22 protein-coding genes are annotated in these 20,222 nt (G+C 70.8%); 9 read left to right on the top strand and 13 right to left on the bottom strand.

What is annotated here, in order from left to right; translation table 11 throughout:
* Positions 1 to 15 precede the first annotated feature (15 nt).
* Genes OV207_RS00875 through epsH form a run of 4 tightly spaced genes read right to left on the bottom strand, consistent with a single transcriptional unit; the run spans position 16 to position 2,803 of the window.
* The gene (locus OV207_RS00875) at positions 16 to 534 is read right to left on the bottom strand and encodes a MerR family DNA-binding protein (protein WP_267551744.1); all 519 of its coding nucleotides are present in this window, start codon (positions 532 to 534) and stop codon (positions 16 to 18) included.
* The gene (locus OV207_RS00870) at positions 509 to 949 is read right to left on the bottom strand and encodes a hypothetical protein (RefSeq protein WP_267551742.1); all 441 of its coding nucleotides are present in this window, start codon (positions 947 to 949) and stop codon (positions 509 to 511) included. Before OV207_RS00870 ends, OV207_RS00875 begins: the two co-directional genes overlap by 26 nt.
* A gap of 60 nt (positions 950 to 1,009) precedes the next feature.
* Positions 1,010 to 1,450: a hypothetical protein gene (locus OV207_RS00865; RefSeq protein WP_267551740.1), complete on the bottom strand. Its 441-nt coding sequence runs from the start codon at positions 1,448 to 1,450 to the stop codon at positions 1,010 to 1,012.
* A gap of 42 nt (positions 1,451 to 1,492) precedes the next feature.
* Entirely contained in the window at positions 1,493 to 2,803 is a 1,311-nt protein-coding gene (gene epsH / locus OV207_RS00860; protein ID WP_267551738.1) for an exopolysaccharide biosynthesis glycosyltransferase EpsH, read from the bottom strand.
* Positions 2,804 to 2,862: 59 nt separating this feature from the next.
* On the opposite strand from epsH, the gene wzy reads away from it, so the two are divergent.
* Positions 2,863 to 4,443, top strand: coding sequence for an exopolysaccharide repeat unit polymerase (gene wzy / locus OV207_RS00855; protein WP_267551736.1), 1,581 nt, complete (start codon positions 2,863 to 2,865; stop codon positions 4,441 to 4,443).
* 7 nt (positions 4,444 to 4,450) lie between these two features.
* On the opposite strand, the gene OV207_RS00850 is transcribed toward wzy, so the two are convergent.
* Positions 4,451 to 4,906, bottom strand: coding sequence for a hypothetical protein (locus tag OV207_RS00850; RefSeq protein ID WP_267551734.1), 456 nt, complete (start codon positions 4,904 to 4,906; stop codon positions 4,451 to 4,453).
* Positions 4,907 to 5,548 carry a hypothetical protein gene (locus OV207_RS00845; RefSeq protein ID WP_267551732.1) on the bottom strand — a complete coding sequence of 214 codons (642 nt, stop codon included), beginning with the start codon at positions 5,546 to 5,548 and terminating at the stop codon, positions 4,907 to 4,909.
* 342 nt (positions 5,549 to 5,890) lie between these two features.
* On the opposite strand from OV207_RS00845, the gene OV207_RS00840 reads away from it, so the two are divergent.
* On the top strand, positions 5,891 to 7,543 hold the full coding sequence (locus OV207_RS00840) for a mechanosensitive ion channel family protein (protein ID WP_267551730.1): 1,653 nt from the start codon (positions 5,891 to 5,893) through the stop codon (positions 7,541 to 7,543).
* A gap of 4 nt (positions 7,544 to 7,547) precedes the next feature.
* Here OV207_RS00840 and OV207_RS00835 read toward each other — a convergent pair whose 3' ends face one another.
* From OV207_RS00835 to epsE, 3 genes are all read right to left on the bottom strand, one after another.
* Positions 7,548 to 8,096 carry an RNA polymerase sigma factor gene (locus OV207_RS00835; RefSeq protein ID WP_267551728.1) on the bottom strand — a complete coding sequence of 183 codons (549 nt, stop codon included), beginning with the start codon at positions 8,094 to 8,096 and terminating at the stop codon, positions 7,548 to 7,550.
* 322 nt (positions 8,097 to 8,418) lie between these two features.
* Entirely contained in the window at positions 8,419 to 9,723 is a 1,305-nt protein-coding gene (locus OV207_RS00830) for a serpin family protein (RefSeq protein WP_267551722.1), read from the bottom strand.
* Positions 9,724 to 9,850: 127 nt separating this feature from the next.
* Positions 9,851 to 11,077: an exopolysaccharide biosynthesis GT4 family glycosyltransferase EpsE gene (epsE, locus tag OV207_RS00825; protein ID WP_267551720.1), complete on the bottom strand. Its 1,227-nt coding sequence runs from the start codon at positions 11,075 to 11,077 to the stop codon at positions 9,851 to 9,853.
* Between the two features lie 175 nt (positions 11,078 to 11,252).
* Here epsE and OV207_RS00820 point away from each other — a divergent pair, with 175 nt between their 5' ends.
* The 5 genes from OV207_RS00820 (at position 11,253) to epsA (ending at position 16,523) form a co-directional block, all read left to right on the top strand.
* The gene (locus tag OV207_RS00820) at positions 11,253 to 11,771 is read left to right on the top strand and encodes a hypothetical protein (RefSeq protein WP_267551718.1); all 519 of its coding nucleotides are present in this window, start codon (positions 11,253 to 11,255) and stop codon (positions 11,769 to 11,771) included.
* On the top strand, positions 11,768 to 12,805 hold the full coding sequence (gene epsD, locus OV207_RS00815; RefSeq protein WP_193429377.1) for an exopolysaccharide biosynthesis glycosyltransferase EpsD: 1,038 nt from the start codon (positions 11,768 to 11,770) through the stop codon (positions 12,803 to 12,805). The genes OV207_RS00820 and epsD overlap by 4 nt, the downstream gene beginning before the upstream one ends.
* The gene (gene epsC / locus OV207_RS00810; RefSeq protein WP_193429378.1) at positions 12,802 to 13,347 is read left to right on the top strand and encodes a serine O-acetyltransferase EpsC; all 546 of its coding nucleotides are present in this window, start codon (positions 12,802 to 12,804) and stop codon (positions 13,345 to 13,347) included. The genes epsD and epsC overlap by 4 nt, the downstream gene beginning before the upstream one ends.
* A 181-nt stretch (positions 13,348 to 13,528) precedes the next feature.
* Positions 13,529 to 15,712 (top strand): GH44 family glycoside hydrolase EpsB, encoded by a 2,184-nt coding sequence (gene epsB / locus OV207_RS00805; RefSeq protein WP_267551715.1) that lies wholly within the window; start codon positions 13,529 to 13,531, stop codon positions 15,710 to 15,712.
* 10 nt (positions 15,713 to 15,722) lie between these two features.
* A complete protein-coding gene (gene epsA / locus OV207_RS00800; RefSeq protein ID WP_267551713.1) occupies positions 15,723 to 16,523 on the top strand; it encodes an exopolysaccharide biosynthesis glycosyltransferase EpsA in 801 nt (266 codons plus the stop codon).
* Positions 16,524 to 16,538: 15 nt separating this feature from the next.
* On the opposite strand, the gene OV207_RS00795 is transcribed toward epsA, so the two are convergent.
* From OV207_RS00795 to OV207_RS00785, 3 genes are all read right to left on the bottom strand, one after another.
* A complete protein-coding gene (locus OV207_RS00795) occupies positions 16,539 to 17,015 on the bottom strand; it encodes a cupin domain-containing protein (protein WP_193429381.1) in 477 nt (158 codons plus the stop codon).
* A gap of 28 nt (positions 17,016 to 17,043) precedes the next feature.
* The gene (locus OV207_RS00790) at positions 17,044 to 17,424 is read right to left on the bottom strand and encodes a helix-turn-helix domain-containing protein (protein WP_193429382.1); all 381 of its coding nucleotides are present in this window, start codon (positions 17,422 to 17,424) and stop codon (positions 17,044 to 17,046) included.
* Positions 17,425 to 17,674: 250 nt separating this feature from the next.
* Positions 17,675 to 18,181 (bottom strand): hypothetical protein, encoded by a 507-nt coding sequence (locus OV207_RS00785; RefSeq protein ID WP_193429383.1) that lies wholly within the window; start codon positions 18,179 to 18,181, stop codon positions 17,675 to 17,677.
* A 362-nt stretch (positions 18,182 to 18,543) separates the two neighbouring features.
* Between OV207_RS00785 and OV207_RS00780 the strand changes: the two genes are divergently transcribed.
* Positions 18,544 to 18,813: a hypothetical protein gene (locus OV207_RS00780; RefSeq protein WP_193429384.1), complete on the top strand. Its 270-nt coding sequence runs from the start codon at positions 18,544 to 18,546 to the stop codon at positions 18,811 to 18,813.
* 25 nt (positions 18,814 to 18,838) lie between these two features.
* Here OV207_RS00780 and OV207_RS00775 read toward each other — a convergent pair whose 3' ends face one another.
* A complete protein-coding gene (locus tag OV207_RS00775) occupies positions 18,839 to 19,216 on the bottom strand; it encodes a response regulator (RefSeq protein ID WP_267551710.1) in 378 nt (125 codons plus the stop codon).
* Positions 19,217 to 19,312: 96 nt separating this feature from the next.
* On the opposite strand from OV207_RS00775, the gene OV207_RS00770 reads away from it, so the two are divergent.
* The gene (locus tag OV207_RS00770; RefSeq protein ID WP_267551708.1) at positions 19,313 to 20,014 is read left to right on the top strand and encodes a trimeric intracellular cation channel family protein; all 702 of its coding nucleotides are present in this window, start codon (positions 19,313 to 19,315) and stop codon (positions 20,012 to 20,014) included.
* The last annotated feature ends 208 nt before the right edge of the window (positions 20,015 to 20,222 follow it).

Genomic DNA, 20,222 nt, shown 5'->3' with positions numbered 1-20,222 from the left:
GCGCGGGTGAGGGGCTCAGCCGCCCCGAGCGATGGACGGCCGGCGCGGACGTCGCGCCTCGGTGGGTGTCGAAGCGCGGGACGTCCGCTTCGCCACCGTCGTGGGAGCGCCGAGCGCCGCCTGGATGGGGCACACGGTGTCCTCCGCGCAGAAGCCTTCGGCCATCAGGGTGGTGATGGCGCGACGCATGCGGCGCAGGTCGTCGATGCGGGCATCGATGGCCTGGACCTTCTCGTTGGCGAAGCGGGCCACGTCGCGGGTGGGGATGCCGCGCCGGTCGGACACGGCGAGGAACGCGGAGACCTCCTTCAGGGTGAAGCCCAGCTCCTGGGAGCGGCGGATGAAGCGCACGCGGATGGCGGCCTCCGGGCCGTACAGGCGCTGACCGCTGTCGCTGCGCTCCAGGGGCATCAGCAGCTTGCGCCGTTCGTAGAAGCGCAGCGTGGACAGCTTCACGCCCGCAACGCGAGCGAGCGCGCCGATGCGCAGGGGCCCCTCCGGGGGAGCTTCAGCGGGCCGTCGCGAGGCTGCCATCACGCCACCTCCTGGTGCCGAGGATGACACCGCCCTGCGCGAACATCCACGCCAGCTCCAGCACCAGGAACCCGACGAGCACCTGCGTGGCCCCCTGCGAGAGCGCGTAGAGCATCCACGCGGAGAACAGCGCCCGGCCCACCGTGTCGAAGGCCCCATGGAACGCGGTGGGCTGGAGGATCCGCACGACGGACCACAGCGACACGATGGTGCCGAAGAGGGCCACGAAGAACAGGTGCGTGGGCGTGAACGCGGGCAGCGGGTCCCCGCCCAGGGACAGCGCGTGGTGCACGTCACGAACACCGGAGAGCACCGCGTCCGCCGTCCACGGGGTGGCGAACGGCAGGGTGACGGCCAGGTCATACAGCGCGCTGGCCAGGACGACGCGACGGGACAGGGAGGAGTCAGGGTTCATGCCAGAAACCCTAACCCCTGCACCTTGGTGCAGAGGCAAGCGCCCCTCGCACGGCGGGCCTCAACGGGCCGTCGCGGGAACACCTGCATGGCCCTTCCGCGCGGCCAGCAGGAGCCCGCCCTGCGCGAACATCCCCGCCAGCTCCATCACCAGGAACGCGATGAGCACCTGCGTCGCGCCCTGCGCGAGCGCGAGCACCATCCACGCGGCGACCACGGCCCGGGCCACGGTGTCGGCGGCGCCATGGAACGCGGTCGGCTGGACGACGCGGACCACCGCCCACAGCACCGCCAGGACGCCGAACAGGGAGACGAAGAACAGGTGCATGTCCGTGAACGGCGGCATGGGCTCACCGCGCAGCGACAGCGCCTCGTGCGTCCACCCCATGAGCCCCAGCGCCACCTCCGCCGTCCACGGCGTGGCGAACGGCAGGGTGATGACCAGGTCGTACAGCGCGCTGCCACGGACGATGCGGCGAAGCAGGGAGGAGTCGGGGCTCATGCGGGGAACTCTATCTCCAGCGACAAGCCCCTCCCACGAACCTCAGTCCGCCAGCGGCATCCCGAAGTCCGGCTGTCCACGCTCGCCGGACACCCAGCGGTAGACCTCCAGCACCTGCTCCGCCTTCGCGCGCCACGTGAATTGCTTCTGGATGCGCGCCCTTGCGCGCTCGCCCATGGGGCCAATCACGGACGGATCCGCGACCAGCTTCTCCAGCACCCCACGCACGCGCTGCACGATTTCGTCCGGCGTCCCCATGGGGATGGCGAAGCCCGTGGACGGGCTCACGATTTCACCCGGACCGCCGTAGTCCATCACGATGGGCACCAACCCCAGCGCCATCGCCTCCGCCACCACCGCGCCGCCGAACTCGCGCACGCTCGGGAAGCCGAAGATGTGGTTCTTCGCCAGCCGCCCCTGCAGCTCCTGGTGCTTCACCCAGCCGGCGAACGTGACGCCGTTCTGCAACCCACCCCGGGCCACCTGCGCGCGCAGGTTCTGCATCTCCGCGCCGTCGCCGATGAGCTCCACCACCACCTTGCCCTCGCGCACCAGCGGCGCCGCCGCGTCGATGAGCATCGCCATGCCCTTGTACGGCACGAAGCGCCCCACGAACGCCACCCGCAGCGGCTCGCCCGGCTTCGGCGCCTCCGCCTTCGACGCGCCGAAGCGCCGCACGTCGATGGCGTTCTCCGGGATGTACACCGTCTTGTCCTGGTACTCCGCCGCCAGCTGCGCGCGCGTCGCCCGCGAGCCCATCATCAGCGCCGCCGCGTTCTTGCGCGTCGACTTGTAGAAGGGCATCAGCTTGTAGACGTCCCGGATGTAGCTCAGCCACTCGCGCTCACGCACGCGCGCGTCCCCGAAGCCCTTGGGCCACGGCAGGCCGCCGTTCATCGGGCCCATCACGAAGGGCACCCCGGCCTCCGCGCAGCGCGCCGCCAGCGTGCTGGGCGTCGTGGGGCTGATGGGCGTGTAGCGGTGCACCACGTCGAATTCCTTCGCGCGGATGCGGTCCCCGAAGCGCCGCCAGAGCAGCTCCTCGAAGTAGTAGTAGGGCAGCACGCTCAGCGCCGTGGCCGTCGTCCAGCCCACGCCCGCCTTGCCCCGGAGGACCTCGCCCACCTTCTCCAGCGGGCGCTCCACCGGCGTCGAATCCAGCGCCGTGAAGTCCTTTCCCTCCACCAGCCCCTGCTTGAGGATGTTCTCGCGGTTTCGGACCTGGGTGACCAGGTGCACGTCCGCCACCTCGGCGAGCGCCCTGGCCAGGGACCAGCCTTCCAGGGGGACGCTCACCCAGTCTGGGTTGCACAGCTCAGCAATCAGGAGGACGCGGGGTCGGGAGCCAGCCATACGCCTTCCGCATCTATCCCAACCCGGGCCCGGGATATAGCCTCCCCCGCATCCGTCCGATGACCTTCGCACCCTCCCGCGCCGCCTGGCTCCAGTACATCGTGATGGTCGCGGGCCTGGGAGCCGTCACCCTGGGCGCCGCCGCCGTGGGTAATGGTGACCCCATCGTGACCCTGGCGCCCACGCTGGCGCTCACGGTGGGGTGGGTCATCTGGAAGCTGCCGCTGCGCTATCTGGCGCTCACGGTGCTCTACCTGGTGCTCGCGGTGGACTACACGCCGGAGCGTCCCCAGTCGATGTTCTGGCCCTCGCCGCTGTTCCCCCTGGGCAAGCTGCTCTTCACGCAGATGCACGAGCTGGTGGGCATTGGCGCGCTGAGATTCCCGCTCATCGACGGGCTCATCATCGGGGCCATTGGGATTGGCATCTGGCGGCGGGCGACGAAGTCCACCATCGACCCGCCGGTGGTGCCCATCCCGCGGCCGCTCGCGGTGGTGCTGGCCATCTCCTTCTTCTCCATCATGTGGATGGAGGTGTGGGGCATCGCCCGGGGCGGGGACATCAAGAACTCGCTGTGGCAGTGGCACCAGGCCGCCGTGCTCCCGCTGGTGGCGATGATGTACCACTACAGCCTGCGCGGGCCGGAGGACTGGCCCGTGGTGGCGCGCACCATCATCCTGGCGGCGCTCACCAAGTCCGCGGTGAGCACGTACTTCGCGCTCGTCGTCGTCCCGGCCCAGGGGTTGGAGGTGGAGTACACGACCTGCCACTCGGACTCGATGACGTTCATCTTCGCCATCACGGTGTGCATCGCGCGCTGGCTGGAGAAGCCGAAGTCGGGTCACGCCATCCGGGGCATCCTCATCATCCTCCTGGTGTTCATCGGGATGTTCTTCAACGACCGCCGGCTCGCGTACGTGAGCCTCGTGGGTGGCCTGGCGGCCGCGTACTTCTTCAACCCGTGGACGCCGCTGAAGAAGGCCCTCACGCGCGGGCTCATCGCGTGTTCGCCGCTGCTCGTCGTGTACATCCTCGTCGGGTGGGGTTCGAACAGCAGCGTGTTCAAGCCGGTGGCGACCTTCCGCTCCATGATTGAAGGCCAGCACGCCGAAGGAGAGCTGGACTACCGCGACATCGAGAACCTGAACCTCATCGCGACGTGGAACACCAACCCGCTGTTCGGCACGGGCTACGGACACGAGTTCCTGGAGCCCTACCCGCTGCCCAACATCGCGTTCGTGTTCCCCACGTACCGCTTCCATCCGCACAACTCGCTGCTGGGCCTGCTGGCCTTCGGCGGCTGGTTCGGCTTCACGGGCGTGTGGATGTACCTGGTGGTGACGGTGTATCTGGCGGCGCGCTCGTACCACCGGGCCTACGCCGCGGAGCACCGAACGGCGTGTCTGGTCATCGTGGGCGTGGTCGCGTCGTACCTGAACCAGGTGTTCGGAGACATGGGCATCATCTCGTACATCTGCACGTTCCAGGTGGCCGTGATGTCCGTGCTCTCAGGCAAGCTGGCCATGGTGACCGGCGCGTGGCCATGGCCCCAGCGAGAGAAGGTGCTGGGCCTGAAGCGCGTGGAGCCTCCGCCTCAAGAACCGCGTCCCGTGACGGTGGACGCGGGGCAGGTGGCGTGACGGGGCGTCAGCGCTGGACGGCGAGGATGCGCCACTGGCGCACGTCGATGGCGTAGGTGACGCTCGCGTCCATCACGGGCCCTTCCGAATCACAGGCATGGTCCCTGGGCACAAAGCGCACGAGCAACACGCCTTCGGACGCCGGGGACGTCCACACGTCGAAGGAGTCACGCCGGTAGAGGCAAAGCTCGTCCGGAGTGGCGTCCTTGTGCGGCTTGAGGTCCAGGGGGCGGAAGTCATCCATCGCCAGTTGGGTCGCGACCGCCACGGTGGCGGGGGTCAGCATCCGGCCCTCGGCGGGGAGATCCAACGGGAACTTGAAGCGGGCCGCTTCTTCGGGCGGTGCGTAGATGGGCCGCACCGGCCAGCGGAAGAGCGCGCAGGCGGGAAGGGTCAGCGCCAGCAGCAACACCAGGGCCTGCTTCACTCGCCCAAGCTGCAACACATAATGCGTGCACCCCATCTAGTCCTCACCCACGGGCGTGATGAACCCCGTGTCCTTGTCGCCTTCATGGATGTACCCGATGAGCTTCCACGCCTTGTCCCGCCGAAGATAGACCTCGCCTGGACGACGCTCCCCTTTGTACGGAATCAGCTTCGTGAGGGTGCACTCCGAATCGAACTGGATGCGCAGGGACCAGCGCTGGGTCTTGGCCCAGCGGTCCTCTTGGGACATCTCCGAGGGGAACCAGGGATGACTGTGGAAGTCGGCAAGGATGGACGCGGCGCCCCGGTCGTCCCGCACGCTACCGGGGACGCGGCAACTCTTGCGGCGCAGGTCCGTCCCAACCAGGCCTGTTCGCCCCAGGGGTGAAGGCCAGCTCGCGGAGTACTCCCCACTACCCAGGGAGTAGAGGACTCCGCAGTACTCCCGGCCGTAATCCTTCGCCTGGGCGAGGTCCAAGGCCATGACCGCCGGGCAGAGCTGGTCGATGACGTCATCGACGTTCAATGAAGGGCGGATGGCAGGCCAGGGGCCCTTGACCCAGACCGCGCTTCCCTGACGGCCGAAGAGGACCTCACTTCCGCGCTGCCAGTAGGACGGGGGGCCGGCACAGCCCAGCAGCAACGCCACTCCGACAGTCCAGCCCCACCGCTTGTGCATCCCGCCTCGCATCTCCCAGGCGGGAGGTTGCGGGAGCCCATAGCATGCTCAATTCCAACAAGACCAGAATTTCAATCAAAACAAGACAAACAACAAGCAAGCCGTGGCGCCCTTGGCCGCTGCGTGCAGGGGCTCCAGTCCCAGGGCAAGGTGTTGGCTCTGCGTCCGGAATGGGTGACGCGCGGCCTCTGTCCACACCCGGTCCCTACCGCTGCGGCGTCACGCCCGGCCCCTCCCTGTCCGGCCCGCCCCTGGCCTCGCGCGTCAACAGCGGTGGACAGCCCGGGCCTGGGGTGATTGTTTGCCCTCAAATCATCTAGCTTGAGACTGGGGAGTGTCGCCGTGCGCCGTCCCGCTTCGCCGTGGCTGTGGCTGTTGCTGCTCTTGGGGCCCGTGGGGGCCTTCGCGCTGAACGCGGGGTTGCCTCCGCCGCCCTCGGACGTGGACCGGCGCACGCCTGCGGCGACGGCGACGGGGTTCCTGGACGCGGCCCATGCCCGGGACGCCGTCCGGGCGCCGCAGTACCTGGACCTGTCGCGGCTGCCCCCCGCGACGCAGGCGGAGGAAGGCCTGAAGCTGGCGCGGCGGCTGGTGATGGTGCTGGACCGGACGCTGTGGCTGGACTTCGCGCGCATCGGCCGCGAGCCGGAGGGGCCAGGGGAGCGCGCCCGGCGCGAGGTGCTGGGTCAGGTGGCCACGGCCCGGGGGACGCAGGACATCATCCTGGAGCGCGTGGACGCGGAAGGGGGCCCCGTGTGGGTCTTCAGCGCGGACACGGTGGGCGCCATCGACGCGCTGTTCGAGGAGCACGGCTCGCCGCTGCTGGAGCGCCTGCCGCCCGTGTTCTTCACCCGCCCGCTGTGGGTGCTGGAGGCGTGGCAGTGGCTGGGGCTCGCGGTGCTGCTGGCGGGAGCCTGGGTGCTGGGGCGGCTGGGCGAAGCGCTGGCGCTGCGCATCGGCGCCCGCGCCGCCGGGCTGACGAAGTCCGGGTGGGATGACGAGCTGCTCGCGGCCGGCAAGGGCACGATGCGCCACGTCCTGGGAGCGCTCATCACGGCCACGGGCGCGCGGCTCCTGATGCTACCCCCGCCCGCGCAGGGCGCGGTGGACCTGGGCGCGCGCTCCATCATCATCGTGGGGGCGGCGCTGTTCATGCTGCGCTTCTTCACCCGCGCGGCGCGGTTCGTGGAACAGAAGGTGGCCCAGTCCCCGGAGGGCACCGACGTGGCGCGCGTGCGCGGGCTGCGCACGCAGCTGTCCATCCTGCGCCGCGTGGTGGAGGTGGCGGTGGTGCTGGTGGCCGCGTCGCTGCTGCTCCTCCAGTTCGAGGCGGTGCGCAACGTGGGCGTGTCGCTGCTCGCCTCCGCGGGGCTCGCGGGCCTGGTGATTGGCCTTGCCGCGCAGAAGTCCATCAGCACGCTGCTGGCGGGCATCCAGCTGTCCATCACCCAGCCCATCCGCATTGGCGACACGGTCATCGTGGAGAACGAGTGGGGCTGGGTGGAGGAGATCACCCTCACCTACGTGGTCGTGAAGGTGTGGGACCTGCGCCGGCTGGTCATCCCCATCACCCACTTCCTGGAGAAGCCCTTCCAGAACTGGAGCAAGGTGTCCCCGGACATCCTGGGCACGGCCGAAATCTACGTGGACTTCCGCACCAACGTGCCCGCGGTGCGCGCGGAGTTGAAGCGCATCCTGGATGAGGAGTCCAAGGGCCTGTGGGATGGCAAGGCGCAGGGGCTCCAGGTGACGGACCTGAGCGAGCGCACCATGAAGCTGCGCGCCCTGGTGAGCGCGTCCGACGCGGGCAAGGCCTTCGAGCTGCGCTGCATCGTGCGGGAGAAGCTGGTCGCCTACCTCCAGGCCCAACCCCACGGCCTGCCCCTGCTGCGCGCCGAGGCCAGCCACCTGCCCTTCCCGGAGGCGAACGACTCCGGCCCGGCGCTCCTGCCCGCGCTCCACGGCAACACCGCCCGGGTGGACCCCCCGCGCTGAGCGCTCAGTGCCACGCGCCGACGGAGAGCCGGCGCTCCTCGGCGATGGGCAGCAGCCGCTCGCGCAGCTGCTCCCGCACCTGGTGCAGCCACCAGCCCACCGTGCCGGTGGAGCGCCCCACCTGGGCGCCGATGCTCACGTAGGAGCGCCCCTGCGCGCGCAGGTGGAACACCTCGCGCTGCTGGGGCGGCAGGCCGTCCACCGCCTCCATCAGGTCCTTCTCCTGGATGAACGTCCAGAGCTCGCCGCCCTCCTGCTCGTCCGGATCATCGCTCAGCGCCGTCACCCAGCCGGCGTTGACCGCCTTGCGCTGCTCGGCCCGGTGGTGCCGCAAGAGGCTGATGGCCCGCGTGTTGATGACCCTTCCTGTCCACGCCCGGAACGCCTCCGCCCCCTGCAGGTGCAGCCGCTCCTTCCACGCCTCGTCCAGCGCGTGCTGCACCAGGTCCTCCGCATCCGCGGTGTTCCCCAGGATGCGGCGGGCGTGCTTCAGCAGCCCCGAACGGAATTGAATCACCAGCATCGCGAACAGCTGCGTTTCTTCGTCAGCCATGGAGTGCCCCCCGAGCGGCGTCCGTGCAGGACCATGATGACAAAGCTGCCCAATCCGGACAGAGCCTTCTTTCCCGGTTTTACCAAGACTGTCTGGAAAACCTATCCCACCCGGTGATTTCCAACCGGGCTGTCACGAATGCATCCAGTGTCTGTCTTTCAGGTGTCCAACAGGGGCAGGGGCGCCGGGATTTCCGACAGCCCCTTTGTTGGAATGACAGACAGTCATCACCCGGGCCTGTTTCAGCCCCCCGTGGCCCCGCGGGGCCATTGACCGGATCCACCGCGACGGTGTCCGGGTCCCCTGCCGGACAGCCCGTGCCCTACGGATGCACGTAGCGGCCCAGGAAGAGCGGCGTCCCGGACGGCACGTGCTCGATGAGGAAGACGAACGGCCGGTCCACGGTGAGCGGCGCGGACGGCTCCGCCGAGGGAGGCAGCCACATGAGGGTGTCCACGCGCCCCGTGCCCCGCTCCATCACCACCACCGGGGCCTGCTGGTACGCATGCGACAGCCACAGCCCTCCCGACAAGCCCATGCCCCGCAGGTCCGCGGTCTGGTCGAAGAGGCCTCCCAGCCCCAGCGAGGACAGCGCTGGCGCCAGGGGCGGCCCCTGGCGCACCTCGAAGCGCGGCAGCGCCAGCGCGACGAACGCGTCCTTCAGGCCCGCGCGCACCTCGTCCAGGAAGGCCCGTGACAGGCGCGACGTCACCTCGTCGAAGCGGCCCGCGTGCGGCGCGATGATGACCATGCGCAGCGTGTCGTCCTTGTAGGGCAGCGCGACGGCGTCGTATCCCTCACCCGCCAGCAGGGGGAACAGCCCCCGCGTGTGCATCATCGCCACGGGCACCGGGCCCTCCTCACGGGTCTGGAACAGGCCTTCGGCCGTGTCGCGCTCCTGGAACCGCGTCCGCCAGCCGGCGTGCAGCGCCAGCGTGCTGACGAGCAGCAGCCGCTCCTCCGCGGACAGTCCGTCCCGCGGCAGCACGTCCTGGAGCGCGCCGCTGACGGTCTCTTGAAGCCAGGTGTTGACCCTGGCTCGCGTGGCCAGGGGGTTCTTGCGGAAGTCCTCCATGTAGACGTGCTGGCCGTGGAGGGTGCTGACCGTGTCCTGGTACGCGGAGGGCAGGCCTCCGTCGAGGAGCGCGGCATCCTGCCGGACCCAGAGCGCATTCGTCCGGATCAGCCTGGACATGGGAGAGGTGTTCCGGAGGACGTAGCGCGCGTCGAGCGTCATGGACAACGCCGCCAGCACTTCGTGGAACCGCCCACGCCCGGCCTCGCTCCGGAGCACGGGGAGGACCTCCGCCATGGCCTGCTCGGTTTCGCCCGACGTGCCCGCGTACACCATGCCCAGTGCATCCACGAGGCCATACGGGGAGAAGGCGAAGTTGGCCTCCGTCTTCGCGCTCTCATGGAACAGCGCCACCCCGAAGTCGGTGATGCCAGACACCAGGTTCCGGGTCTCCAGGGGCTCCACCGGGCCGCTGTAGGAAGGACCGCAGCAGGAGCCCACCACCCGCTCCCCCGGTGGCGCGGCCTCGGGCACATCGGGAGGCCCCTGGCATCCGGTCAACGACAGGGCCACGACGAGCAGGGAGGTCCGCGAAACGTTGGAGACGGTCATGCCGCCCACGGATAGCAAGGCCCGTGCGCACGTCCCCTGAAAGCAATTCCAGGGGCTTGCCACGCAGGAGGCGCGGACGGCGCCACGGATTTCCGTGGCGCCCGGGCGGCCCGCCCTGCTCCAGCCGCTACGAAGCCCGCGCGCCCAGCATCGCCGCGAGCATGTCCGCGCTGCGCTCGCTGCTGAACTGCTGCTCCACCTTGCGCCGGCCCGCCTCGCCCAGGCGCAGCGCTTCGGCCGGGTCGCGCGACAGCGTTTCCAGCTTCTGGGCCAGCTCCGCGGGGGCCTGCGGCTGCACCAGCACGCCGTCCACGCCGTCGTCCACCAGCTCCTTCACGCCGCCCGCGCCCGTCACCACCACCGGCACGCGCATGGCCATGGCCTCCATGATGGCCACGCCCAGCGGCTCCTGGAGGCTGGCCAGCGCGAAGATGTGCGAGCGCTGGATGCCGTCCTTCACCACGTCCTCGCTCACCGCGCCCAGCAGCGTCACCGCGTCCTGGAGGCCGTCCTTCGCCAGCTTCGCCTCCAGCACCTTGCGGTACGTCGTGCCGCCCGCCTCGTCCTCGCCCGCGATGGACAGCCGCGCGTCGATGCCCTTCTTGCGCAGCATCCCCACCGCGTCGATGAGGTCCGCGTGCCCCTTGCACGGGTTCAGCCGGCCACACGCGAACAGCTTCAGCGGCCCCTCGCCGGACCACGGCTCGTAGTCCACCGTGCGCTGGAAGCGCGACAGCTCCACGCCCATGGGCGCCAGCTCGATGCGCTCAGGGAGGCTCCCCGCCAGCTCCTGGCGCACCTCCCCCAGCAGCTTCTTCGTGATGACGAAGGCGAACTTCGAGTGCCGCCACTTCTCCCGCTGGTTCGGCCCGTAGTCGTCCAGCGGCCCGTGCAGCGTCATGCTGTACGTGAGCCCCGACAGCAGGTGCGCGAACATCGCCACGTGCGCGGCGTTGGCGCACGAATGCACGTGCACGTGCGTCCAGCCGCGCTCGCGCGCCAGCGACGCCAGCCGCCCGCCCATCACCGCGAACGCCACCAGCTGCGCGCGGCCCTTCGCGTCCAGGCCCTCCGCCCTCGCGATGGACGCCAGGCACCGCGCCCAGCCCGTGGGCAGGGCGCGGGCAATCTCCAGCGCGGCCTTCGCCACGCCCAGCGGCCCCGGCGGCGCCAGGTACTCCGTGCGCGCCATGGCCTCGCGGGCCCAGCTGTGGCTGATGATGCGCGCGGGCGGCGGGCGGGTGGACACCAGCTCCGGTGAGACGCCCTTCCCCGGCAACGCCTGCAGCTCGCGCCAGAAGAAGATGTGGGTCTGCCCGGGGAACTCGGGAATCAGGTAGCCGATCTTCTGCACGGGCCGTTCTTTAACACGCCCGGGCCCCGCCGCCGGCCCCCACCAGGAGCCCGCGCGAGGCCCCCTCCGGGGGTGTCAGTGATGACAGCAGGGCATGGGCGCGCCCCTCCGCCTGCCCGCCCACCCGGGTCGTTGGGCCGTGACGCCCCCATGCGTTATACCGTCCGCGCCGCCTATGTCCGCCGATTCGAGCCCGCCGTCACCTCCCGAGGAGACCCCACCGGCCAGCGCCGTGCCCTCCGCGGAGCTGTCGCGGCTGTGGTTCGCGCTGGACCGCCGCGCGTGGCGCTTCCTCACCGTCATCCCGGCCCACCCTGGCGCGCCCGCGCTGGACGCGGCCCAGGCGCTGCTGGAGGCCGGCTCGCCCTACCCGGAGCCGCCGCTGCGGCTGGTGGACGCCACCGGCATCGAGCCCGCCGGGGCCCCCCGGCTGGTCCAGGAGGTGCGCCGCCGCGTGGAGCAGGGGGAGCGGATCATCGTCGTCATCGACTCGCTCGTCACCCACCCCGCGAGCCTCCCGCTGGCCCTCGCCGCGGACACCGCCCTCATGTGCATCACCCTGGGGGAGACGGACTTCGGCTCCGCGGAGAAGACGCTGCGCCTGGTGGGCGCGGAGCGCTTCGCCGGCAGCGTCACCTTCCCGCGCGCCACCAAGAAGCAGCGCCGCGCCGCCAGCGCCAGGAAGAAGCCATGAGCCCCTCCGCCTCCTCCGCCGCGCCAGCCCCCCGGCTGAGCGTCGTCATCGCCACGTACAACCGGCTGCCCCTCATCACGCGCCTGCTCCAGCAGCTCGCCGGCCAGACGCTGCCGCCGGAGCAGTTCGAGGTCGTCGTGGTGGACGACGGCTCCGCCACCGACGTGCGCGGCCCGCTGCTGGAGCTGAAGCTGCCCTACGCCCTGCGCGTGGAGGTGCAAGCCAACGCGGGCGCCGCCGCCGCGCGGCACCGGGGCGTCATCGCCGCGAAGGGCAGCGTGGTGCTCGTCACCGACGACGACATGCAGGTGGCCTCCGACTTCCTCGCGCGCCACCTGGCGCACCACCCGCAGGGCTCGCGCAACGTCGTGCTGGGCCGCATCCGGCCGGACCCCGAAATCAGCGACATGCCGCTGTTCGAGCGCTGGTACGCGCACCTCAACAACCGCATGGCCGAGGAGCTGTCCGCCCCCGGCGCGCAGGCGCGCGGCAACCACCTGTACACCGGCAACGTGTCCTTCCCCCGCGCGGACTACGTGGGCGTGGGCGGCTTCGACAAGACGCTGGGCCAGTCCGAGGACGTGGAGCTGGGCGTGCGCCTGGAGAAGGCCGGCTGCGCGTTCCTCTTCGCCCCGGACGCCTACGTGCTGCACGGCAGCGACCACGTCAGCTTCGAGAAGTGGATCCGCCGCGCGCACCGCTACGGCATGTTCGACACCCACGTCTCCGTGAAGCACCCGGACGTGAAGGGCGTGAACCCGTGGCGCCTGCTCTTTGAAACGAACCTCCTGTCGCGCCCGCTGCTGGCCTCCGCGGTGGTGGCGCCGGAGGCGTCCCGCCGGCTGACCCACGCGGTGGTGAACGCGTCCCAGGTGGCGGACAAGCTGGGCCTCAAGGGCGCCGCGTTCGCGGGCACGTCCGTGGCCTACGGAATGGAATACCTGCGCGGGGCCCGCACGGAAGCCGGCGGCCTCCGGGGCATCGCCAAGGGCGTCGCGCGCTACCTGCGGGGCCGGGGGAACAACCAGCCATGAAGACCTTGATTGGAGCCCTCATCTCGGACGCGGTGGAGATGGCCAGGGCCGCCTCCGGCAGCTCCGACGCGAAGTCGCTGGCCAAGGTGGTGCTCACCAGCGATTCGTACCGCATCACCGCGCTCAACCGCGCGCGCGAGGCGGCCATCACCTTCCACATCCCGCTGCTCAACCACGTGCTGCGCGTGGCGCAGACGGCGGTGATGGGCATCGAGATTGGCAAGGACGTGACGCTGGGCAAGGGCGTGTACTTCGTGCACAGCCTGGGCGTCGTCATCGGCGGGGACGCGCGCATTGGCGACCGCGTGCGCTTCTACGGCAACAACACCGTGGGCACCGCCAAGGACAACGGCTACCCCATCATCGAGGACGACGTCTGGATTGGCGCCGGGGCCCGCATCCTGGGGCCGGTGCGCATTGGCGCGCGCTCCCGCATCGGGGCGAACGCCGTGGTGCTCCAGGACGTGCCGCCGGACAGCGTCGCGGTGGGCATCCCCGCGCGCATCTTCCCGCGCAAGGATCAGGACGACGTCGCGCTGTAGTGGGCGCGGGTCGCGGGGGTCGTGGCCGGCCGCTGAAGCAGCGGTCGGCGGCAGGGGTCGCGGTCGGCTGTTGGGGTGACGGGCAGCCGTCGCGGTCGTGGTCGGTCGCTGGAGTGGCGGTCGCGGTGGGTCGTCGGAAGTCGGCGGTGGTTTCGTGCCGGGGGATGCGTTGAAGAAGGTCATGGCGGACAGTGCGAAGCAGGCGCGGTGGAAGCGGAGCGTCATCCTCACGTGCGCGGTGCTCGGAAGCAGCGCCGGCGTGGCGATGGCCCAGCAGGGCGCCAGCGCCGCGAAGGACGCCCCCCAGCCTCCGGCGGCGGCCCCCGCGCAGACCCGGGACGCCAACGCCTCCGTGGTCATCTACGACGGCGGCCTGACGCCCGGCTGGAAGGACATCGGCTGGGCGCCGCGCGAACTGCCGAAGAGCGCCCCCGCGCGCGTGCGGATGTACAACCACGGCGGGTGGATCCTCTACCAGCCGAAGCTCACGGGCGCGTACGGCGCGCTGACGTTCCGCTTCACCGCGCCAGAGGCCCACGGCGAGTTCCTGGACGTGCGCCTGGACGCGCCCGGCGCCACGGTGTTCCCGCACGTGCGCATCAGCCCGGAGTTCATCGTCAAGAAGGACAACGAGTGGGCGGAGGTCGTCGTGCCCATGGAGGTCCTCAACCCGCGCAGCGCCCCGTTCGACCGGGTGGTGCTGCGCGCGTCCAAGGACGTGAGCCGCGACTGGGTGCTCTTCGACAAGGTGGCCCTGGTGCCGCTGTCGCCGGACATCGCCGCCGCGCGCGCCGCTGGCGGGGGCCGCGCGGGCCGGGGCGCGGGCCGGGAGTCGAAGATGGTCATCGACTGCGCCGCCCCTTCCCGCCCCATCAGCCCGCTCATCTACGGCATCGCGCTGGACGGCAACCGCGAGACGCAGGACACGCACCAGTGGAAGCTGGGCGCCACCATCCGCCGCTGGGGCGGCAACCCCACCTCCCGCTACAACTGGAAGCTGGGGCGCGCGTGGAACACCGGCAACGACTGGTACTTCCGCAACGTGCAGCTGGGCTTCGGCGCGGATGACTTCCTGGAGTCCAACCGCAAGCACAACCTGCAGTCCGCGCTCACGCTGCCGCTGATTGGCTGGGTGGCCAAGGACACGTCCTCCGTGGGCTTCCCGGTGTCCACGTTCGGCCCGCAGCAGGCCGTGGACGAGACGGAGCCCGCGGGCGGCAACGGCATGCGCCGCGACGGCACGCCCCTGCCCCCGGGCCCGCCCACCGCCACCAGCGTGCAGGCCCCGCCGGAGTTCATCTCCGAATGGGTGCGCTCCCTGCGCGAAGCCGACGCCAGGCGCGGCGGCGCGCGCGGCGTGCACATGTACATCCTGGACAACGAGCCCGCGCTCTGGAACTCCACGCACCGGGACGTGCACCCCGAACCGCTCACCTACGACGAGCTGCTCAAGCGCACCATCGACTACGGCACCGTCGTGCGCCGCGCGGATCCCGAGGCCGTCATCGCCGGCCCCGCGGAGTGGGGCTGGACCAACTACTTCTGGTCCGCCGCCGACTTCGCCCCCGGCCGCCCGCCGTACACCGACCGGCGCGCGCACGGCGACGTGGCGCTGCTGCCCTGGTACCTGCGCTCGCTGCGCGACCACGAGAAGAAGACGGGCGTGCGCGTGCTGGACGTGGTGGACGTGCACTTCTACCCGCAGAGCAACGTGGGCGTGGGCGTGGAGGGCGGCACCGACCCGGACACCAACGCGCGGCGGATCCGCTCCACGCGCGCGCTGTGGGACCCCACCTACAAGGACGAGTCCTGGATTGGTGAACCCATCCAGCTCATCCCCCGCGTGAAGCAGTGGATCGCGGAGAACTACCCCGGCCGGGGCCTGTCCATTGGCGAGTACAACTTCGGCGCGCTCAAGCACATGAGCGGCGGCCTGGCGCAGGCGGAGGCCCTGGGCCGCTTCGGCCAGCAGGGGCTCACGTCCGCCTTCTTCTGGCAGTACCCGCCGGAGAACAGCCCCACGTTCTGGGCCTTCCGCGCGTACCGCGACTTCGACGGCAAGGGCGGCCGCTTCCAGGACGTGTCCCTGCCCACCGCCGCGCCGGAGGGCACCAGCCTCTTCGCGTCGCGCGACGCGTCCGGCAAGAAGCTCACCGCCGTGCTGCTCAACTTCGACCCCGAACAGGCCGCCCAGGCGCAGCTGGAGTTCAAGGGCTGCGGCACGCTCAACACCGTGCGCGTGCTGGGCTACTCCGGCGCGCCGGGTGGCTTCACCGAACAGGCCACCGGAACGAAGGCCGAACAGGCCCTGTCACAACGCCTACCCCCCTACTCCATCACCGTGCTCGACCTCACGGTGAAGTGAAGACGACGCCTTGACCACCGCACACGCCCCCGCCGCCGCCCCTAACCGCCCGCGCCTGAGCATCGGCCACCTCGCCATCGACCAGCTCACCTTCCCGGAGGCCGTGCAGGCCATCGGGGCGCTGGTGGACGCGCACCAGGGCGGCTACGTCTTCACCGCCAACGTGGACCACGTCGTGCTCGCGGAGACGAACACGCGCTTTCGCGACGCGTACTCGAAGGCCGCCATCTCCGTGGTGGACGGGATGCCCATCGTCTGGGCCTCGCGCATGCTGGACGTCGCGCTGCCGGAGCGCATCGCCGGCTCCGACCTCATCCTCCCGCTGGTGAAGCTGGGCGCCGAGCGCAAGTGGCGCATCTTCCTCCTGGGCGCGGGCCCCGGCGTCGCGGAGAAGGTGGGCCGCCAGTTCCAGGCGCAGTACCCCGGCATCCAGGTGGTGGGCTGGGACTCGCCCATGGTGAACCTGGACGCGGGCGACGCGCAGAACGACCCCATCGTGGCCCGGATTCGCGAACAGGACCCGCACCTGCTCTTCGTCGCGCTGGGCAGCCCGAAGCAGGAGGTATGGATTTCCCAGGTGGCCCAGAAGCTGGGGCCCACGGTGGCCATCGGCATCGGCGCGGGCTTCGACTTCATCGCCGGCACCGCCAAGCGCGCCCCGGAGTGGATCTCCAAGGCCGGCTTCGAGTGGCTCTACCGCCTCACGCACGAGCCCAAGCGCCTGTGGCGCCGGTACATCCTCAACGACTCCCAGTTCGGCGCCATCCTGCTGCGCGAGCTGTGGAAGCGCACCGGCGGCAAGGGCGGGTAGGACGCCAGCGCGCGGTCAGCGCTTCGACAGCCGGCGCACCAGCACCTCGTGCGCCGGGTGCCGGGCCACGATGGCCTCCGCGTCCGGCAGCTCGAAGTCCGCGAACTCGAAGCCCGGGGACACCGTGCAGCCCACCAGCGTGTACGCGCCCAGGGTCTCCGCCGCCTGGAGCACGCCCGCGGGCACCAGCACCTGGGGCTGCTCGCCCTTCATCACGTCCCGGCCCAGCACCGCCGTCTCCAGCCGGCCGTCCTCGTGCATCAGGTGCAGCGCCAGGGGTTCCCCGTCGTGGAACAACCACAGCTCATCCGCCCCCACCACCCGGTGCCACGCGGAGAAGATGCCTTGCGTCAGCAGGTAGTAGATGGCCGTCCCCGCCGACCTGCGCCCCCGCAGCGTCTGTACCTGGAAGGCCGCCCGGTAGGTCTCCCGGTAGTAGCCGCCCTCCGGGTGGGGTTTGAGCTCCAGTCTGCGCACCAGTTCTTCGACCATGGTGCCCACAGTCTAACGCCTCACACTCTCAGGGCTTCTTCTTCTGTTGTTGCATCGCGGACGCCACCAGGTTCATCAGCTTGAGCTGGACCGGCGTCAGGCGTCGCAGGTTGCGCAAGAGCCGGCGCATCTCCGGCGGCTCCTCGTCGCCGCGCGCCCGGGCCTTCTCCTTGGGCGGCGGGGCGGCGAACTCCTCGCCCAGGCCCAGCATGTTGTGCGGAGGGATGTTCAGGACGACGCACAGCCGGCGCAGGTTCTGGACGCTGGGCAGCATGTGCCCGCGCTCCAGCCGGCCATACACTTCCGACGCCATGCCGATGCGGTCCGCCACGTCCGCCTGGGTCAGGCCCATCCGCACTCGCACCGTGCGCGCCGCAGCGCCCAGGATGCCCGCCAGTTCAGTGTCCATGTCCTTGCCAGTCCCCGGTAGGAAGCGCCCCCATGGCCGCGGGCGCACCGCATAACCCTGAAGGTCGGGTCATGTCACCATACCCCTGGCGTTTTTTCTTCCCCTCTTTTCGACCCCGCACCTCCTTGATTTCCGTCTGCACCCGCTAGGGCCCGGCTCCTCGGGGCCAGCGCGCCCCTCGGGCCCCATGGACCCGACCCAGCAGGTCCAACCGCCCACCCCACCCGGTCCCCCTCGCTTCAGGCCCCATTCAGGGCGCCGGTTCCACCAGCGGCGAGCGCCTGCGCTCCGCCGCCGTGAACAGCAGCGCCAGGGGCAGGCCCATGAACACCGCGTGCCACACAATCTGGAGGAACTGCGGCGCGTCCAGGAACCAGGGGAAGTAGCCGCGCGCCAGCAGTTGGAAGTCCACCAGCCACACGAAGATGCCGAAGAGCATCCCCACCGCCGCCTGGAACTCCCAGCGGCCGCGGCTGTCGGTGGGCAGCATGGCGTCCAGCAGCGTGTACATGAGGCCCCAGCCCGCGGAGATGGTCAGGTGCACCGCCAGCCCCACCGCCACCGCCATCCCCGTGGACACCTGCGGCGTGAAGGCGGGCGGCCCCAGCAGCACCGCCGCGCTCATCCGCACCGGGTAGAAGGGCCCGTCCCCCGCCGCCACCGACAGCGCCGTCTCCGCCAGCGCCAGCATCACGCCCGCGGCCACGCCGAAGAGCAGCCCGTTCATCAACGACCAGGGGGGGGTCCGCCGTTCCATGGGTGCGCCTCCTCGAAGCATGCGCGGCCCCATCCGGACTCCAGGCCTGGGACTCCGGGCCTGGAGCCCCTGGCTGGGGCCTGTTCGTTCAACGCTGCGCACCCGCGCGGCAGGGGGCAGCCGGCCCGCACCGGATGCCCGTCGCACCGGAGCGCGGTCGTGCGGACGAGCCCCGCCGGCGCCCGGGCCTGGAATGCCACGCCCGGTGGTCATTTCTTCCCCCACGATTCCAGGCAATCGGTAATTTGTTCAGTCCCCCTCCGGGCGATCCAGCCAGGGGCCGCGAAAGTGCCCGGAATTCCCGGCAACGCGGGCGGGCATGCCGTTCGCAAGGAGAGGAGTCCGCCAAGGAACCCGACCCCGTGTCCCAGTCCTCCACCCGAAACCGCCTCGTCCTCCCGTACCGCGTCCACTACGCGCCGCCGGCATGGCGGGAAGTGGGCCGCATGTCCGCGGAGGCCTTCGAGGCCCTCCAGCAGACGCTGGCGCGGCTGGCGGAGCGGTCGCGCGGTCAGGACTCGGTGGCGGGGCCCGCGCGACACCAGGTGGAGGGCCACGGCCTGGAGCTGCTCTACGAACGCGACCCGCGCGCCAGCACGCTCACGCTGCTCGCGGTGACGCGCATGGGCTGAGCGGTCGCCGTCTTCCGCCCGCGCCTCAGGCGCCGCGGCCGGACAGCCGGTTCACGGCGGCCACCAGCTCGTCCGGGATGATGGGCTTGCGCAGCAGGCCCCGCGTGCCCGGGGGCTCCTCGAAGGCCACGGCGGTGAGCACCAGCACCGGCACCTCCCGCAGGCGGGGCCAGTCCGCGCGCAGGTGGCGCAGGAACGTCTCCCCGTCCATCACCGGCATCCGCAGGTCCAGCAGGATGAGGCACGGCGGCGGCAGGTGGACCAGCTCCTCCAGCGCCTCGCGCCCGTGCGCGGCCACCGCCACCTCGTAGCCTTCTCCCTCCAGGATTTCGGCGATGGCGGCGCGGACGTCGTCGTCGTCCTCCACCACCAGCACGGGCCTGCGGGGCGCGGAATGGGGCATGGGCACAGCATACGGACCCCCTCCCCCATTCAGGCACGGCATCCCGGAAATCCCCGACAACTGGTGGACAGATGCCAGCCCTGGAGGGTCCCCCCCTTGGGTCGCGAGCCTGCGCTCTGGGAGGGTGGCCGGATGCTGACGCTGCCCGTCTACCTGGAGCTGGGCGCGGTGGGGTTGGGGGCCCTTTCGGGGGCGCTGCACGCGCTGCGCCGGGAGGTGGACGCCATGGGGGTGCTGGCCCTGGCCATCAGCACCAGCGTGGGGGGCGGCATGCTGCGCGACGTGCTGCTGGCGCAGGGGCCCCCGGCGGCGCTGCGCTCGTCGAAGTTCCTGCTGGCGGTGGCCGCCTGCGCCCTGCTCGCCGTCGTCTTCGCGCCGTGGATGGCCCGCCTGTCCCGGGCGCTGGACGTGGTGGACGCGCTGCTGCTGGGCGTCTGGGTGGTGCTGGGGCTGGAGAAGGCGCTCGCGTTCCACCTGCCCCTGCCGGCCGCGGTGTTCCTGGGGCTGGTGACGTCGGTGGGCGGCGGCGTCATCCGCAACGTGCTCCTGGGGGAGCCCTCCACGCTCGTCATCGCCGGGGAGCTGTACGCGTCCGTGGCCCTCTTGTGCGCGCTCGCGTACGTGGCGCTCTCGGTGGGGCTCCAGGTGCCCGTGCCCGTGGCGGAGACGGTCGCCATCGTCGGCGCCGCCACCCTCCGGCTGCTCGCCATGTGGCGGGGCTGGTGGCTGCCGGCCCGCTTCGACCTGCTCCACCTGCTGGACCGGCTCCGGGCCTGGCACCAGCGCCGTCACCGGTAGCCGCTCCCATCCCCCACCTGTCGGGTCGGTCCCCACCCCCCAGGTGATTTATTTTGAGCAAAAACCATCAGCGGGTGTCCACGGGGCTCCGACGGGGAGTCCCTCGCGGGTTAGGACTCCGGGTCATGACGGAGGGCGGGCAGGCTCGCAAACGTGTGGTGACACACGGGGCCCCGGGGCCTCGGGGGCCTGGGGGGTTAGCGAGGCC

Origin of the sequence: Corallococcus sp. BB11-1 (assembly GCF_026626625.1) — a bacterium.
GTDB lineage: Bacteria > Myxococcota > Myxococcia > Myxococcales > Myxococcaceae > Corallococcus > Corallococcus soli.
The sequence above is the reverse complement of the archived record's forward strand: the minus strand, read 5'-3'. Positions and strand labels throughout refer to the sequence as shown.